The organism is Flintibacter sp. P01028, from assembly GCF_041925235.1.
GTDB classification, from domain to species: domain Bacteria; phylum Bacillota; class Clostridia; order Oscillospirales; family Oscillospiraceae; genus Lawsonibacter; species Lawsonibacter aceti.
Genome location: NZ_JBHEVC010000002.1, coordinates 322,459 through 337,621 on the forward strand (window position 1 = coordinate 322,459; position 15,163 = coordinate 337,621).

14 protein-coding genes are annotated in these 15,163 nt (G+C 56.1%); 5 read left to right on the top strand and 9 right to left on the bottom strand.

Translation table 11 applies throughout. The features are described from left to right. The first annotated feature begins 9 nt into the window (after positions 1-9). On the top strand, positions 10-1,170 hold the full coding sequence (locus tag ACEVJK_RS05810; RefSeq protein WP_374740196.1) for a YibE/F family protein: 1,161 nt from the start codon (positions 10-12) through the stop codon (positions 1,168-1,170). Here ACEVJK_RS05810 and ACEVJK_RS05815 read toward each other — a convergent pair. Then, positions 1,167-1,826 carry a helix-turn-helix domain-containing protein gene (locus ACEVJK_RS05815; protein WP_374740197.1) on the bottom strand — a complete coding sequence of 220 codons (660 nt, stop codon included), beginning with the start codon at positions 1,824-1,826 and terminating at the stop codon, positions 1,167-1,169. The two genes, ACEVJK_RS05810 and ACEVJK_RS05815, sit on opposite strands and share 4 nt — an antisense overlap. Before the next feature lie 77 nt (positions 1,827-1,903). After that, positions 1,904-2,794 (bottom strand): radical SAM protein, encoded by an 891-nt coding sequence (locus tag ACEVJK_RS05820; RefSeq protein WP_374740198.1) that lies wholly within the window; start codon positions 2,792-2,794, stop codon positions 1,904-1,906. A gap of 132 nt (positions 2,795-2,926) precedes the next feature. Here ACEVJK_RS05820 and dinB point away from each other — a divergent pair, with 132 nt between their 5' ends. The 4 genes from dinB (at position 2,927) to ACEVJK_RS05840 (ending at position 7,847) form a co-directional block, all read left to right on the top strand. Then, positions 2,927-4,180 (top strand): DNA polymerase IV, encoded by a 1,254-nt coding sequence (dinB, locus tag ACEVJK_RS05825; RefSeq protein ID WP_147571875.1) that lies wholly within the window; start codon positions 2,927-2,929, stop codon positions 4,178-4,180. Positions 4,181-4,208: 28 nt separating this feature from the next. Next, positions 4,209-5,240 carry an inorganic phosphate transporter gene (locus ACEVJK_RS05830; protein WP_240287607.1) on the top strand — a complete coding sequence of 344 codons (1,032 nt, stop codon included), beginning with the start codon at positions 4,209-4,211 and terminating at the stop codon, positions 5,238-5,240. Between the two features lie 187 nt (positions 5,241-5,427). Continuing rightward, the gene (locus ACEVJK_RS05835; protein WP_374740265.1) at positions 5,428-6,168 is read left to right on the top strand and encodes a ZIP family metal transporter; all 741 of its coding nucleotides are present in this window, start codon (positions 5,428-5,430) and stop codon (positions 6,166-6,168) included. Between the two features lie 218 nt (positions 6,169-6,386). Then, the gene (locus ACEVJK_RS05840) at positions 6,387-7,847 is read left to right on the top strand and encodes a carbon starvation protein A (protein WP_147571877.1); all 1,461 of its coding nucleotides are present in this window, start codon (positions 6,387-6,389) and stop codon (positions 7,845-7,847) included. Between the two features lie 61 nt (positions 7,848-7,908). Here the strand turns inward: ACEVJK_RS05840 and sigG are convergent, their stop codons facing one another. The 7 genes from sigG to ACEVJK_RS05875 form a co-directional block, all read right to left on the bottom strand. After that, positions 7,909-8,679, bottom strand: coding sequence for an RNA polymerase sporulation sigma factor SigG (gene sigG, locus ACEVJK_RS05845; RefSeq protein ID WP_147571878.1), 771 nt, complete (start codon positions 8,677-8,679; stop codon positions 7,909-7,911). Between the two features lie 134 nt (positions 8,680-8,813). Then, positions 8,814-9,278, bottom strand: coding sequence for a DUF523 domain-containing protein (locus ACEVJK_RS05850; RefSeq protein WP_147571879.1), 465 nt, complete (start codon positions 9,276-9,278; stop codon positions 8,814-8,816). Continuing rightward, positions 9,275-9,847, bottom strand: coding sequence for a DUF3795 domain-containing protein (locus ACEVJK_RS05855; protein WP_374740199.1), 573 nt, complete (start codon positions 9,845-9,847; stop codon positions 9,275-9,277). Before ACEVJK_RS05855 ends, ACEVJK_RS05850 begins: the two co-directional genes overlap by 4 nt. Before the next feature lie 61 nt (positions 9,848-9,908). Further along, entirely contained in the window at positions 9,909-10,160 is a 252-nt protein-coding gene (locus ACEVJK_RS05860; RefSeq protein ID WP_147571881.1) for an IreB family regulatory phosphoprotein, read from the bottom strand. A 95-nt stretch (positions 10,161-10,255) separates the two neighbouring features. After that, positions 10,256-11,470: an MFS transporter gene (locus ACEVJK_RS05865; protein WP_147571882.1), complete on the bottom strand. Its 1,215-nt coding sequence runs from the start codon at positions 11,468-11,470 to the stop codon at positions 10,256-10,258. Positions 11,471-11,531: 61 nt separating this feature from the next. Next, positions 11,532-14,249 (bottom strand): DNA translocase FtsK, encoded by a 2,718-nt coding sequence (locus tag ACEVJK_RS05870; RefSeq protein ID WP_374740200.1) that lies wholly within the window; start codon positions 14,247-14,249, stop codon positions 11,532-11,534. A gap of 29 nt (positions 14,250-14,278) precedes the next feature. After that, the gene (locus ACEVJK_RS05875) at positions 14,279-15,136 is read right to left on the bottom strand and encodes an undecaprenyl-diphosphate phosphatase (RefSeq protein ID WP_374740201.1); all 858 of its coding nucleotides are present in this window, start codon (positions 15,134-15,136) and stop codon (positions 14,279-14,281) included. Positions 15,137-15,163 lie beyond the last annotated feature (27 nt).

Below are 15,163 nucleotides of genomic sequence, written 5' to 3' on the forward strand. Positions count from 1 at the left end.
CAACACTATATGTTAAAGCAGATGAAAGCTGATTTTCTTCGTTACCATGCCCCTGTATGGGTATGCCTTCTTCTCACCGTTGTCCTGCTCGCCCTGCCCACGGGATATGAGGATAACATCGTTTTTCAGGAATCTGATATTCAGCCGGCTCTGGTACTGTCTACCGATGAGTCAACCGTTATTGATACCGGGCTCGTCCGGTCCGGCGAGCAGCGCTGTCAGCTTGAGGTACTAGGAGGACAGTTCAAAGGGCAGACGGTAGAGGGAAAAAACACCCTGAACGGCTCTCTGGAACAGGATAAGATCTTTTCTGTCGGTGATAAGGCTCTGGTCCGTATCAATTTCCAAGGGGAGCAGATCCTCAGTGTATCCATCATTGACCACTACCGGATGCCCTGGGAATTATTGATGGGCGGACTATTTGTCCTCCTGCTGGTCCTCTTTGCGGGAAAGACTGGTCTAAGGGCTGTGCTTTCCTTTCTCCTTACTGTCTTGATGATATGGAAGGTGATGGTCCCGCTCTATCTCAAAGGCTGGGACCCTATCTGGGTCGGCCTTGCCATAACACTGGCCCTCACTCTGCTTATCATCGCCCTGGTCTATGGTTTCGACCGGAGATGCTGGGCCGCCTCATCTGGTTCCGCTCTTGGTGTTCTGGTCACCTGTATCATGGGCATCCTGTTCACTGACCTATTTCAGGTCCACGGGGCGGTCATGTCCTACTCAGAAAGTTTGCTCTATGCCGGCTATCAGCATCTGAATCTGACCCGGATCTTCATGGCTTCCATTTTTATCGGGGCCTCCGGAGCAATCATGGATTTGAGCGTAGATATCACCTCCGCAGTCCACGAAGTCGTGGAGAAACGACCTGACCTTAGTTGGTGGGAGGCGGCCAAATCCGGGATGAACGTAGGCAGAGCGGCCATGGGGACCATGACCACCACTTTGCTGTTCGCCTACTCCGGTGGCTATGTGGCACTGCTGATGGTATTTATGGCCCAAGGCACGCCGATCTCCAATATTTTGAACTATAAGTATGTAGCCGCCGAGATGATCCATACCGTCATCGGCTCCTTCGGTCTGGTAACAGTCGCTCCCTTTACCGCACTGTGCGCTGGCTTGTTCCTGGTTGGTAAAACAAAAAAAGCTCAAGGGATGGACCTCAATTAAGAGCCATCCCTTGAGCCCTTTTTCATCTTACAGACCGCTCTTTTTGGTTTCTTCCACCACAGCTTTCTCCCCATATATCGGGGATTTATCACACGCAGATAAAAAAGCAGAATGGCTATAGACAGCAGGAATCCGGCCAAGCCCAGATGAAAATAGAAGCTTAAGACGGTCAAAAGGAGCTGTGCCAGCATATAGCGCAACTCAATTTTCAAATTGTTCCGCCGCCGGTCCAAATCCAGCTCACAGGACAGGTTCCACACCATCCACATAGAGCACAGTGCCAACATCACGATATTTCCGAACAGGGGCAAAAGGTAGCCGCCCCCAAGCTGCTCTCCATGCGGCATATCCTGTAATGTCCAGACACAGGCATAGAGTGCGCCCAGTTGGGCAGAAATAGCCATTACAGTTCTGTTTTCCCGCAGGATAGGGTTGTCCTCCCCATCTTTTACCCAGCCGGAGCGGTCCTCCATCAGCTCGTCCAGTGAGATGGCGTACAGCTCCGCCAACGCGGCCAGATTCTCACCGGTGGGTATCGTCTGTCCTGACTCCCATTTGGTCACCGCTTGGCGGCTCACGCCCACTCGCTCCGCCACCATCTCCTGAGAAAAACCGATTTGGTTCCGCAGTGCTTTCAGGCGTTCTCCCAATGGCATTCTTCCCACCTCCTTGGTCAAATAGTAGCAGACCAGAAGGACAAAGTCCAGCAACCAACCGGCAACCGGGGGAAAAATCAGTCAAAAAAGGTGAGCTGCCGATCCTGATATCCACGGGTGGCAGCGGAAATGATAGAGCGCATCTCACACAACAGCCCCAGCTCCCCGCAGCGTTTGGAAAATCGTTCCCACAACTTCCCCGCTCTGGGACTGGAGCAGATATACCGGTTTCCATACCGCTGGCGGTATTTCTCCCCCAGCCCCTGTTCTGGAAAAGCCCGGTCCAGTCCGTTTAGAAAATGCTCCCTCTGCCCATCCCGCATGGTCACACCGAAGGCCGGATAGACGAATCGTGCTCCCGCCTCGGCAGCCGCCTCCGCCACCGACAGCACATTTTCTACGCTGTCCTCCAGCCAGGGCAGGACCGGCATAAGCAGGACACCGGAAAAGATCCCCGCTCCCGCCAGCTCCTTCAGCGCCGCCAAACGGCGGCTGGGTGAGGGAGCCCCCGGCTCGATCTTGGCTGCCAGCGCGTCGTCTGTCGTAGTCACCGTCAGTTTACAGATCACTGGGGAATGGCGCTGAATGAACTGATACAGGTCGATATCCCGGACGATCAGATCACTTTTTGTGGCAGCCGCCACCCCACATCCGTAGGCGTCTATCAACTCTAGGGCATGACGGGTCAGTTCCAGCTCCTCCTCGAAGGGGTTATAGGGGTCGCTCATGGAACCCATACTGATAAATGCCGGACGCGTCTTTCGGGCCAGGTCATCCCGCAAAATAGTGAGGGCCCCAGCCTTTGCTTTCACGGTATCAAAATCTGGATTTTGATAACAGCTGCTTCGGCTGTCACAGTAGAGGCAGCCATGACAACATCCACGGTAAATATTCATGGTATGGTCGGTACCAAACCACTCCGTACCTCTATTTCTATGGAGCAGATGTTTAGCCGGTATATATTCCATGTCCTCTCCCCTCCTTTTTTCTTATCCTACCAGTCTCTCCCCTTTCCTGTCAAGAAAATTCGAACATTAGTTTGACTTTTTTCTTGGCCTGGAATATAATTTTTTTATTGAATGAAAAGGAGGCGCTGTCCGGTGGAACGGGTCATCTTTCACTGTGATTTAAATAGCTTTTACGCCTCGGTAGAGCTGCTGGACCATCCGGAGTTGCGTCACCTGCCGGTGGCGGTATGCGGAGACCCGAACAGCCGCCACGGCATCATCCTGGCAAAAAATGAGCCCGCCAAGCTTTTTGGCGTCAAGACCGCTGAAACCATCTGGCAGGCCAGAAAAAAATGCCCCGAACTGGTCCTTCTTCCCGCCCACCATGACCGATACCGTGAGCTATCCAGGCAGATCAACCGGGTATATCAGGACTACACCGACCTGGTAGAGTCCTTTGGGATCGATGAGAGCTGGCTGGATGTCACTGGTACCCTCCATCTCTTCGGCGGGGATCCGGAGGCGCTGGCGGACCAGCTTAGAGAGCATGTGCGGGGCAACTTTGGGCTGACCATCTCTGTGGGAGTGTCCTTCAACAAGGTCTTTGCCAAATTAGGCAGCGATTACAAAAAGCCAGATGCTACCACGCTCATCACCCGGGAAAATTTTAAACAGATTGTATGGCCTCTGCCGGTCACCGACCTGCTCTATGTCGGGCGGGCCGCCTCCCGGACTTTTGATCGCTTTGATATCCACACCATCGGCGACCTGGCTCGCTTTGATCGGGAGCAACTTTTTCTTCTGCTGGGTAAAAATGGCGCCCAGCTCCATGACTTTGCCAGTGGGGAGGACCGCTCCCCCGTCACACCCGCCGCCCAGTACGTCCCGCCGAAGTCAGTGGGCAATGGTCTCACCTTTTCTCACGATCTGCGGGGGCAGGAAGATATACAGGCTGGGATCACCCGCCTTTCGGACCAAGTGGCTGCCCGCCTTCGTCGGTATCACATGAAATGTAATGGTATTTCACTTGCCATACGGGACCCCGCCTTTCGGGATATCATCCGGCAGCAGCGTCTGGACTCCCCCAGCAATCTGGCCCGAGAAATCAGTCAAGCCGCCATGGGATTGGCCAAAAGCTGCTGGAATATGGATCATCCCGTCCGAGCCCTCACTGTAACAGCACTCTCTCTGGTCCCGGAGGAGGAGGTCTCGGCCCAGCTGGATCTGTTGGCCTTCGGCCAGGACAAAAAGAGAGAGCGGCTGGAAAAGCTGGAGGAAACGATGGATAGCATTCGGGCCAAGTACGGAAAATCTTCCATCTCCCATGCCTCCTCCACCCAGGCCGCCGGCGGCAGCGGCCATGCGCCCCCGCCTGGAGGCTCCCGGTCATATCTGGAGGAGGAGTAGCATACAACAGGGGCATGGAGGTGAACCCATGCCCCTGTCTTTTTTTGCTTTCCTCGACCAGTTGACGGGCGATCCAGCTCTGGCACTGATTGTTCTCCTCACCCTCGCGGTACTGCTGGTCAACGGGTGGACCGACGCACCCAATGCCATCGCCGGGGTAGTGGTGACTGGAGCACTCCCCTTCCCTTTGGCTGTCCTGCTGGCGGCTGTATGCAACTTTCTGGGAGTGCTTTGTGTCACCGCTGTCTCTACTTCTGTGGCGGAGACCGTCTATTCTATCGCCAGCTTTGGCGGCGGCTCCCGCGCGGCTCTTACCGCTTTGTGTGCCGCCATGGCCGCCATCGTGCTCTGGGCCGCGGCTGCCTGGCTACTTGGCATTCCTACCAGTGAGAGCCACGCCTTGATTGCTGGTATCTCTGGCGCCGCGGTGGCTCTGGAGGGTGGCTTCTCCTGTATCCGCTGGGACAGTTGGGCCAAGGTTCTCCTCGGTCTGATTCTGTCCACTGCCGCCGGATTCTGGGCTGGACAGTTGTTTCAGAGTGCCTTAAAACATGTAAAGGCTTCCAACCATACATTTCTTTTGGCCCAGCTTCCCGGAGCCGCAGGAACTGCCTTTCTTCACGGTGCCCAAGATGGTCAAAAGTTTCTCGGTGTATTTCTCTTGGGGACGGCATTGGCCCAGGGTCGCGGAGATGAACAGACCTTTCTCATCCCTATCTGGCTTATGATTTTGTGTGCTGGCTTTATGGCCGCCGGTACCCTTATGGGGGGCAGGCGCATCATCGAAACAGTCGGGCGTGAAATGGTGTCGATTGGCCCGCGAGAAGGGCTGTCTGCCGATTTGGGCAATATTTTCTGCCTCATGACCGCCACTCTGCTGGGCCTTCCCGTCTCAACTACCCATACCCGCACAGCCGCTCTGCTCGGTGTGGGAGCAGCGGGGGGCGGTGTTGTGGACTGGTCCGTTGCCGGCAAAATCGCTCTCGCCTGGGCCCTTACCTTTCCCGGCTGTATGGCCATCGGCTACTGGATGGCCAAGGTGTTTCTGGCGGTCTTTTGAATAGAGCGCCGGGTGAATATCAGTCACCCGGCTCACCCCTCTCTGATCCGGCGCATAGCCTATTCTGGAAGCACCCGCACAGGCGCGGACCGGCTCCGGACATCGCGCCGCCGTTTTCAGAAAGGGAAATTACATCGTGACACAAGCACTTTTATGGGCTGCCGGCGGAACTGGGTTCACTGCCCTGATGACCGCTTCCGGCGCCGCTATGGTCTTTCTGTTCCGCAAGCAGTCCTCTCGCTCTCTTCAGCGCGTCCTACTTGGATTTGCCGCTGGCGTGATGATTGCCGCCAGCATGTGGTCCCTGCTCATCCCAGCCATTGAGGAGGCGGAGGCCATGGGAATGCCCGGTTGGCTGCCCGCCGCTGGTGGATCTGTCCTCGGCATCGTTTTCCTTTTGTCCATGGACTATCTGCTCCCCCACTTCACACCGGAATCCTTCCACTGCAAAGAGGGCGAAACCTCCCGCCGCCGCACCGCCCTCCTGGTACTGGCCGTAACACTGCACAACATCCCGGAGGGGATGGCGGTCGGCATCTCCTTTGCCTTGGCTGCCCACAGTGGAGATCCCTCCCTCCTACCCGCTGCTACCGCCCTCGCCATGGGAATTGGCATCCAAAATTTTCCGGAAGGGGCCGCTATCTCCCTGCCCCTGCATCAGGAGGGAATGGGCCGTGGAAAGGCCTTTCTCATCGGGGCGGCCTCCGGCGTGGTGGAGCCTATCTTCGCCCTGCTCACTGTACTGGCTGCCGGGGCGATCCAGCCGCTGCTCCCGTGGCTGCTCTCCTTTGCCGCCGGCGCCATGCTCTATGTCGTGGTGGAGGAGCTCATCCCAGAGGCTAATCTCACCGAAGGGGGGCATACCGGCACTCTAGGCGTCATGGCAGGGTTTCTCATTATGATGATCCTGGATGTGGCTCTTGGCTAAGTCCGCTGTTGACCCACTTTTTTCACAAAATCCTCGTTTACAAAATTTTAGTAAAAATTTCGATTTGGGGGTTGATTTTCTCAAGAAGCGTGATATAATGAAGCCGCCTTTTAAGGGATAGCTCAAAGTTTCCTTTGCTTCCCAGACCTTTAGTGGAAAATAAAGGCCTTTTTCATGTCTTTCGTCATGGAAAAGCAAATTAAGAGGAGGAGAAATTTATGATCACGTTCCTGATCTCCCTCGTAGTCCTTGTGGTGGGATTCGCACTGTACAGCCGTCTCATTGAGCGGGTGTTCCGTGTGGATGACCGTCAGACCCCGGCGGTCGCCCATCCGGACGGCGTGGACTACACCCCAATGAAAACTTGGCGTCTGTTCCTGATCCAGCTTTTGAACATCGCAGGTCTTGGCCCTATTTTTGGTGCCCTGGCCGGCGCTTGCTGGGGGCCCCGTGTCTATTTGTGGATCGTCTTTGGTACTATCCTGGGCGGCGGTGTCCACGACTTCCTATCCGGCATGATGAGCGAGCGCCACGACGGCGCCTCTATCTCTGAAATCGTGGGCATCTACTTAGGCAAATTCATGCTGCAGGTCATGCGTGTCTTCTCGGTAGTCCTGCTGATCCTGGTCGGCGTCAACTTCTCCAAGAACCCCGCCCAGCTTTTGGCTATTCTGACTCCTGAAACACTGGATGCCAACTTCTGGCTGGCTGTCGTGCTGATTTACTACTTTATCGCCACCTTCCTTCCCATTGACAAGGTCATTGGCAAGTTGTACCCTATCTTCGGGGCCTGCCTCATCATCATGGCCCTTGGCCTCATGGGTGTAATGCTGATCGACCCCTCTTACCGCGCCGCGATGCCTGAAATGTGGCAGTATATCGGCGTGGAAGGGATGGGGCACCCCACCAACACTCCTATCTGGGCCCAGATGTTTGTCACTGTGGCCTGCGGCGCTATCTCCGGCTTCCACGCTACCCAGTCCCCCATGGTCGCCCGCTGCATGACCTCTGAAAAAGAGGGGCGGAAGGTATTTTACGGCGCCATGGTCGCTGAGGGCGCTATCGCTCTGGTCTGGGCTGCTGCTGGTGTCACCTTCTATGGCAATGTGGCTGCTCTGAACGAGGCGCTGGCTGGTGGTCAGTCCGTTGTTGTCGAGAACATCTGTTCCTCTATGATGGGCCCTGTCGGTGGTGTCTTGGCCCTGCTGGGTGTCATCGCCTGTCCCATCACTTCCGGCGACACCGCTTTCCGCTCCGCCCGGTTGACCATCGCCGACTGGTTCAAAATCGATCAGGGCAATTGGAAGAACCGTCTGCTCCTGTCTGTCCCTGTGCTGGGCATAGGAGCCCTGATCACCCAGTGGGGTGACTTCGCTACTCTCTGGAAGTACTTCTCTTGGTCCAATCAGACCCTGGCTATGATGGTCCTGTGGGCTGGCGCCGTCTATCTGCATCGCAACGGCTTCCCCCCTGTAGCCTGTTTCATGGCTGCTTTACCCGCTACCTTTATGTCCGCTGTCTCTGTGACCTACTTTGTCCAGGCTCCTGAATGTCTGAATATGTCCACCACCTTGGCCTACCCGCTGGGCATCCTGGTAGCCGCCCTGTTCCTGGGTATCTTTATTTGGCGTGAATGGGTCATGCGTAAAAACGACGTACTCAACCCCGCCACTGTCTAAACGTATTTTCTCCACAACTGTTTTTAAGAGGCCGCCTGACAGGATCTGTCAGGCGGCCTCTTTACATCTCTTTCCGTATCTGCCTTAATGCATTCTTTTCCAGCCTAGATACCTGCGCCTGCGAGATTCCGATTTCAGCGGACACCTCCATCTGAGTCTTGCCCTGAAAAAAACGCATAGACAAAATCTTTTTCTCCCGTTCAGACAGGTGCGACACCGCTTCCTTCAGTGCGATGCGCTCCAACCACATCTCATCTGTATTTTTGCTGTCCCTGACCTGGTCCATCACACATATGGTATCCCCACTGTCGGAGTACACTGGCTCATAGAGAGACACAGGCTCTAAAATTGCGTCCAGCGCAAAGACCACCTCCTCCCGTTTGATGTCCAGGATGTTGGCGATCTCCTCCACTGTGGGCTCTTTCTGGTGTTGAGCGATATAGGCCTCCTTGGCCTGCAACACCTTGTAGGCCGTATCCCGCATCGCTCTGGATACCCGCATAGTGCTGTTGTCCCGCAAGTAGCGGCGAATCTCTCCGATGATCATAGGCACTCCATAGGTGGAAAACTTAACATCCAGGTCCGTGTTGAAGTTATCGATAGCCTTCATCAGCCCAATGCAGCCCACCTGAAATAGGTCATCAGCATTCTCGCCCCGGTTGGAAAATCGCTGTATCACAGACAGGACCAAGCGTAAATTCCCCGATATCAGTTCCTCTCTGGCCTGCTGGTCTCCCTCCTTCGCTCTCAACAGCAGCGCACGGGTCTCCTCGTTTTTCAGCACCTTTAACTTTGATGTATTAACACCGCAAATTTCCACCTTGTGCTGCATATAAAAACCTCCCGCCCCAGTGATACTGTGTTTCCAGTATCTCCGGGGCGGAGAGTTTCATACGGGGTCAATGGCCCTTAAATTTTTTATCGTCTGACCCTTTTCGATGGATTTTGCTCTGATGTACGATACAGTTACATCTCAGATGGCCACGCCGTCGGATCATATAGCCAACTCTCCAAATTTTCCTCGTCCATGACCCGAAGGCCCGCCTCTGCCAACAGACGGGCCGTGACGCCCCATCCGGCCTTGATGGTGTGGGTAAAGCTGCCGTCATAGATTTCGCCGCAGCCACAGGACGGAGATCTGGCTTTGAGCACCGCCACCGTGCAGCTATGCTCTCTTGCGATTTTAAGGGCCGCCTCTGCCCCCGCCCGATATGCGTCGGTGACATCCTCTCCATCTTCGGTGATGACCCTACCATCCGCCTGCACCTCGGCCGGCGCCCTGGGAGTGTCCAGACCTCCTAGCACCTCAGGACACACCGGGACCAGCGTATGTCCCGCTTTGTGCAGTTCGATGACTTGGCGGTCCAGACGGCTGCAGCCGTCATACCGACAGGGTTCCCCTAAAAAACAGTAGCTCACCAAAATATTCATAAATGCTTCCCTCTACTTCTTCTCTTTTGTTTTTTATTCAGCTTCAGTACTAACCCCTGCTGCTCTGCGATTTTCTGAAGGGCCTGTGTCATACAGGCCGCACGCTCCTTTTCAGACATCTCTTTTCTGGAAAGGGAAGTCACTTGCTGGACAGCATGGCGCAGGTCATCCAGCTCCAACAGGTAGACCGCTGTGGTGTAAAAGCTTTTCTTCCGTCCGTCGTTCCATTCCCCTACTAGCAGTTCCAAAATAGCCCGCTTCTCCTCCAGCTCCCGCACATAGGTTTCCGGCCCCAGTTCACGGACTCTGTCCAGGTCCGCGCCCCTGCGCCGTGTGGGCACAAAAGAATCATAGTCCCCCATCCCCTCATAGAGTTCACAGGGGTATTGTTCACAGCGGTAACAGAAATCACCGATATTTCGCTCCCGGGCACACCGGGCACGGGGACAGCTCTGATTTCCCTCTCCCCCGCCACATCCGGGACACCAGCCTCCGATGTTCATAGGGCAGAGCAGGCAGTTCAGGCCACATAACGCTACTTGAGGATAGGTTCTATAAAAGTCCTTCATCATGCCCCCTCCTTTTCTATCAAAAAAGCGGCCCGCCAGTCGGCGGGCCGCTTTGCGGTCATCAGTGTGTCAGATAATATTTGACCAAGGTCTGGAGCAGCTCATCCCGGTCCACTTTGCGGATTAAGGCTCTGGCATTGTTGTGGTTGGTAATATAGGTGGGGTCCTCAGACAAAATATAGCCCACAATCTGGTTAATGGGGTTATACCCCTTCTCCTGCAGCGCCTGATAGACAGAGGCCAAGATGGCCTTGATCTCCAGGTCCCGCTGGTCCCCCAGACTAAATTTTCTGGTAAAATCCATTTCTTCCATTCTGGGCACCTCCTGTCTAAAAACCTAATAATAGTCTACTCTAAAAAGTCGCTCCTGTAAAGGGGCACAAGGCAAATTTAATAAAAATGAAATATTTATACCCTAGACAGCTCTGTTTTTCCCACCATACCGGCTGCAGCCAGCTGCAGGATGGCGGACAGCGCCGCCAGATAAAAGACGTACTGGACTCCCCAGCCCTCCCAGATCAGCCCCATGATGGGCGAGGCGACAATGGCCATCACATGGTCTACACTGAGTCCCACAGACAGGGTCTGGGTCACCTCCCCCGGGTCCAATGCCATGGAACGCATCATAAAAGAATGGACCATATTGAACTGCTCAAACAGGACACAGAGGATATAGGCCGCGAACACCAGCCAGGTCTGCCAGCCGCCGGAAGAGAAAGCTCCACCAGCCAGTTGCCCCGCCAGCAGGCCCATAGCGGTGAATGACAGGACAATATACCCGGCCTCCAGCCAGAGCATCCTGCGCACCCCCATCCGGTCCAGCAGGCGGCCAATCAGGGGAGCAAACCAGGTCCCCACAAAGTGGACCACAATGGTTAGCAGGGCGACCGTATCCGCCCCCTGACCCAGCAGGTTGATGATGACCCATGGCGCAAAGACAATTTTGATTCGCTTCTGGCAGCCGTAGGCCAAAGTAACCATGTAATAGGGCATATAGGCACGCCGGAATAAAAGTTTATGACTTTTCACATGGCCGCTCTGCCGGGGTATGCTAACTGCCATCCGGGCCAGCAATACTACCGCTGCCGCTGTGGCCGCCGCCCCAATGGCAAAGGGCAGGATAAAGCCCTCCCCAAAGTGGAACACGCCGAACCGGAATCCTAAAAAGACCATCAGCGCCGCCGCCATGGAAAAGAATGTGTTGACTCCTTTGAACTTTCCAAAGGCTGTCCCCACTTTCCCCTTTTCCGCCAGATCCATGGAGATGGCGTCATTCAAAGGCATGAACAGGTGCATTCCCAAGGAATGGATAAACAGGAAAACCAGCATCACCCCATAGCTGGGGCTAAACAGACCCATGACAACCAAACCGGTCAACAGCAGCAGCTGCGCCACTACCGACATCCACAGGCTGCCCAGAGATCCCAGCGCCGCCACCAGTGCCATGCACAGTACCCCGGGGCTCTCCCTGGGGATCTCAATGAATCCGCGCTGGATCGAATCGATATGATAGACCTCATTAAAATAATTGGAAAAAATACTGCTTCCCAGGCCATTGGCCAAAGCGGTAAGGGCGATCACCAGGGTAAACAGCCGGACCGCCCGCTTTTTCGATGGTTCCATCTCTCCCACTCCCTCTATTCAGTCCACCGCCTGTCATCCGGTCTGCTGTCCGTATCCTGGGTTATAGGGTATCCTCTTCCGCTCGGTCCAGAGACTCCTCCACGTCAAAGGGCGGATCGACCTGGGTGCTGTCTAAATCGGTTCGATCTGGTATTTCCGCTTCTGTCTGAGGAGGAGGCGCCCCGACCCCCTGCCGATACTTCAGCTCCTGCCACTGCTCCTTAGTGATCAGGACCTGGCGGGGTTTGCTGCCCTCAAAGGGACCTACAATCCCCTTTTCCTCCAGCTGGTCCACCAGGCGGGCAGCACGGGCATAGCCCAGCTTCAGTCGGCGCTGGAGCATGGAAACAGAGGCCATCCCTGTTTCCACCACAACCTCCGCCGCCGCATCGATGAGCTCGTCATACTCATCACTGACCTCATCCGGAGCGGAGCCGCCTACACCTTTTGTTCCCTTCTCCTTCTCGGCGGCGTGCTGCTCGATCTCCTGCATGACGTTGTCATCATACTGGGCGGAGCCGCTGCGTTTGACAAACTCTACTACGGAAGCGACCTCCTGGTCGCTAATCAGGCAACCCTGTACACGGGTTGGCTTCCCGGCGCCCAGCGGGAAATAGAGCATATCCCCCCGGCCGACCAGCTTTTCTGCGCCAGTAATGTCCAAAATAATGCGTGACTCCAGGCTGGAGGCCACGGCAAAGGCGATCCGACTTGGTATATTGGCCTTCATCAGACCAGTGATGACGTCAGCAGAGGGGCGCTGGGTGGCAATAATCAGGTGCATACCGCTGGCACGGCCCATCTGAGCCACCCGGCAGATAGACTCCTCCACTTCCTTCGCCGCCACTAGCATCAGGTCGGCCAGCTCGTCGATGATGACCACAATCTGGGGCATTTTTTCCATTCCCTCGGTCTTTGCGGCCTTAGCATTGTACGAAGCCAGGTCCCGCACGCCAACTTCGGCAAAGGAGCGGTATCGCTTCATCATTTCCGTGACTGCCCATTGAAGGGCGCCCGCCGCTTTCTTGGGATCTGTGACCACGGGAATCAACAGATGGGGGATCCCGTTGTAGATGCCCAGCTCTACCATCTTGGGATCCACCATGATCAAACGGACCTCCTCTGGAGTGGCCTTATACAACAGGGAGATGATCAAAGAATTAGTACACACCGACTTACCGGAGCCTGTCGTACCCGCAATGAGCAGGTGGGGCATCTTGGCGATGTTTCCGACGATACAGTTTCCTCCAATGTCCTTGCCCACGGCAAAGGATACCTTAGAGGCGCTGTTTGTGAAGGCGGTAGAGCCGATGACCGAGTGGATATTGACCGGGGAAACCAGCTTATTAGGCACCTCAATCCCGACCATGGATATCTGGTCTGGGATTGGGGCGATGCGGACCCCTGTTGCGCCCAACGCCAAGGCGATATCGTCCGCCAGATTGGTCAGCTTGTTCAGCCGGACTCCCTGGTCCAGTTCCAGCTCATACCGGGTCACAGAGGGGCCCCTTGTCACGTTGACGATGTTGGCGTCGATTCCAAAGGAGTGGATCGTATCAGCGAGGCGCTGCCTGTTGGCGTTGAGCTCCACCAGCGCCTCGCCACCAATATCTCCTGTCCCCTCAGTGAGCAGGGATAGAGGCGGATACTGGTAAGGCGGGCTGCCCTGGTCCATGGTTTCCTGGATATCCTGTGCCACCTGAACTGCCGCTTCTTCCGCCTCCTGGCGGGTCACCTTTTGTGGCTGCTCGTCCTTCCGTGGAGTGGGCGGCACCGCAGGCCGCTCCTCTGGTACGGACGGCGGCGCCACAGTGACCGGCGGGACCACCGGGATCGGCCGGGGCCGCTCTGCCGCGGGGGCAGGCGGCTGTTCCTCTACAGCCTCGGGCTCTGCTGTCGGGGGAACGCTCTCCTGCTCTGTAGACCCCTTCAACAGTTGGTCGGGGGCAGGCACACGGGCCTTGCGGTCAAAAAATCCCAGCCGTTTCTTCTCCTGGGGGGCCGGCGGTTCTTTCCCCACCAACGGTCCCTCATCCACAGGGATATCGATTTCAGAGCGGCGCGTCCGGGTCTGGGACAGCGATTCCGCCGCCCTCTCTCCCTGGCGCTCCTCAGTCCGGCTCCGGCGTGGCTGCTCCGGCTCTGGCTCATATTCATATTTTGGCCGGTTAAAGACCCAGTCCGCCACATCCACCAGAGAACGGTCAAAGGCGGCCAGTCCCATCAGAATCGCTCCCATGGCAAAGATGATCGTGGAGCCCAAGCTGGTAAACAGGGATACACAGGCCTGGGCCAGCACACCGGCCAGCACACCTCCGGATCTCATCGCCTCGCCGCTGTTCCACAACTCCTTGACCAGCGCACCGTTCCAAGGAAGCGGATCTGACAGCATACCATGGAATACGCCCGCCACCATCAGGGGCAGGAGGAGGGCGCAGGTCAGCCTTAGACGGACCGGCCGTCCACGGTGGAACGCCAGGATATAGGCTCCCAAAAGCAAGGCGGGAGGGACCAGCCAAAAGCCATAGCCTACCAGTCCCTTGACCAGCCCCACAAAGAAGGTGATGAAGATCGCCTCCATTTTGAAGTATCCAAAGGAGGAGAAGATCGCCAGGAGCAGGCAGACCACCGCCCCTACCTCACGCCGGAACGGGCGGTGGGAGGAAATGTCGGCACGGCTACTCTTGGCCGCTGGCTTGGCTCTTGCCGCTGAAGTAGTCCGTTTTCCGCCGGAGGAGGCCGACCGTCCCCCTCCGGATCTCTTTTGTGTCGTTGCCATTCTTAAAGGTTCCTACCTTTCCAGGAAAATCAGATCGTACCCGACGTTAGCGTCCACCCCATGGCGCATAGGACCAGAGAGAGCAGGCCGGCGCCCCAGCAATAGTAGGCAAACGCGCCAAACTTGCCCTTGGATGCCAACAGGTTGACCAGTCCGATGGAGAAATAGCCCACCACGCCGGCGATGACCATACCCATCAGGTATATGGGTAGTCTCCCTTCCGGCAGACCGCCTTCCATCTCCAGCACGTCTTTGACCTCCAGGATCGTCGCGCCCAGCACCGCGGGCAGAGACATAAGGAAAGAGTAGCGCACGGCAAATTTGCGGTCGAATCCTCTGGCCATACCGGCGGAGATGGTACAACCGGAGCGGGACAGCCCTGGGATGGTGGCAAAGCCCTGGGCCACGCCCACCAGCAATACGTCCTTCAGGGTGGCGTTTCGGGCGTTCTTCCTTCCGCCCGCCATTCGGTCAGAACAGAAGAGGATACAGCCTGTCACCAGCAGAGCACAGCTGACAAAATAAGGATTGGATCCAAGAGCCTCCACCTTATCCTTGATCAGCAGCACCACAAAGAGCGGCAGCGTACCGACGATGACCAGGAGGACCAGCCGGCGCGCCTCCGGTGGATTACCAGGGGAAGGATGGCGGGAAAAAAGAGCCGCGATCCCTCGAAAAAACTCAACGATCATTTCCGCTACATCCTGGAAGTAGTAGATGCACACAGCCAGCAGAGTGGCAAAGTGGAGCAGCACGTTGAACAAATTATCTGGCTCCGCCAGGCCAAAAAAATGCTGAAACAAGGTCAGGTGCCCAGAGCTGGAGATAGGCAGGAACTCGGCTACGCCCTGGACAAACCCCAGAATAGCGGACATAGGATAGGTCAATGTATTTACCTCCTAAATGGCAAGAAG

Excerpts from the sequence above, each read along its gene's own strand:
- ACEVJK_RS05810 (WP_374740196.1), top strand. The coding sequence starts at position 10 with ATGTTAAAGCAGATGAAAGCTGATTTTCTTCGTTACCATGCCCCTGTA.
- ACEVJK_RS05815 (WP_374740197.1), bottom strand. The coding sequence starts at position 1,826 with ATGCCATTGGGAGAACGCCTGAAAGCACTGCGGAACCAAATCGGTTTT.
- ACEVJK_RS05820 (WP_374740198.1), bottom strand. The coding sequence starts at position 2,794 with ATGGAATATATACCGGCTAAACATCTGCTCCATAGAAATAGAGGTACG.
- ACEVJK_RS05830 (WP_240287607.1), top strand. The coding sequence starts at position 4,209 with ATGCCCCTGTCTTTTTTTGCTTTCCTCGACCAGTTGACGGGCGATCCA.
- ACEVJK_RS05835 (WP_374740265.1), top strand. The coding sequence starts at position 5,428 with ATGACCGCTTCCGGCGCCGCTATGGTCTTTCTGTTCCGCAAGCAGTCC.
- ACEVJK_RS05840 (WP_147571877.1), top strand. The coding sequence starts at position 6,387 with ATGATCACGTTCCTGATCTCCCTCGTAGTCCTTGTGGTGGGATTCGCA.
- sigG (WP_147571878.1), bottom strand. The coding sequence starts at position 8,679 with ATGCAGCACAAGGTGGAAATTTGCGGTGTTAATACATCAAAGTTAAAG.
- ACEVJK_RS05850 (WP_147571879.1), bottom strand. The coding sequence starts at position 9,278 with ATGAATATTTTGGTGAGCTACTGTTTTTTAGGGGAACCCTGTCGGTAT.
- ACEVJK_RS05855 (WP_374740199.1), bottom strand. The coding sequence starts at position 9,847 with ATGAAGGACTTTTATAGAACCTATCCTCAAGTAGCGTTATGTGGCCTG.
- ACEVJK_RS05860 (WP_147571881.1), bottom strand. The coding sequence starts at position 10,160 with ATGGAAGAAATGGATTTTACCAGAAAATTTAGTCTGGGGGACCAGCGG.
- ACEVJK_RS05865 (WP_147571882.1), bottom strand. The coding sequence starts at position 11,470 with ATGGAACCATCGAAAAAGCGGGCGGTCCGGCTGTTTACCCTGGTGATC.
- ACEVJK_RS05870 (WP_374740200.1), bottom strand. The coding sequence starts at position 14,249 with ATGGCAACGACACAAAAGAGATCCGGAGGGGGACGGTCGGCCTCCTCC.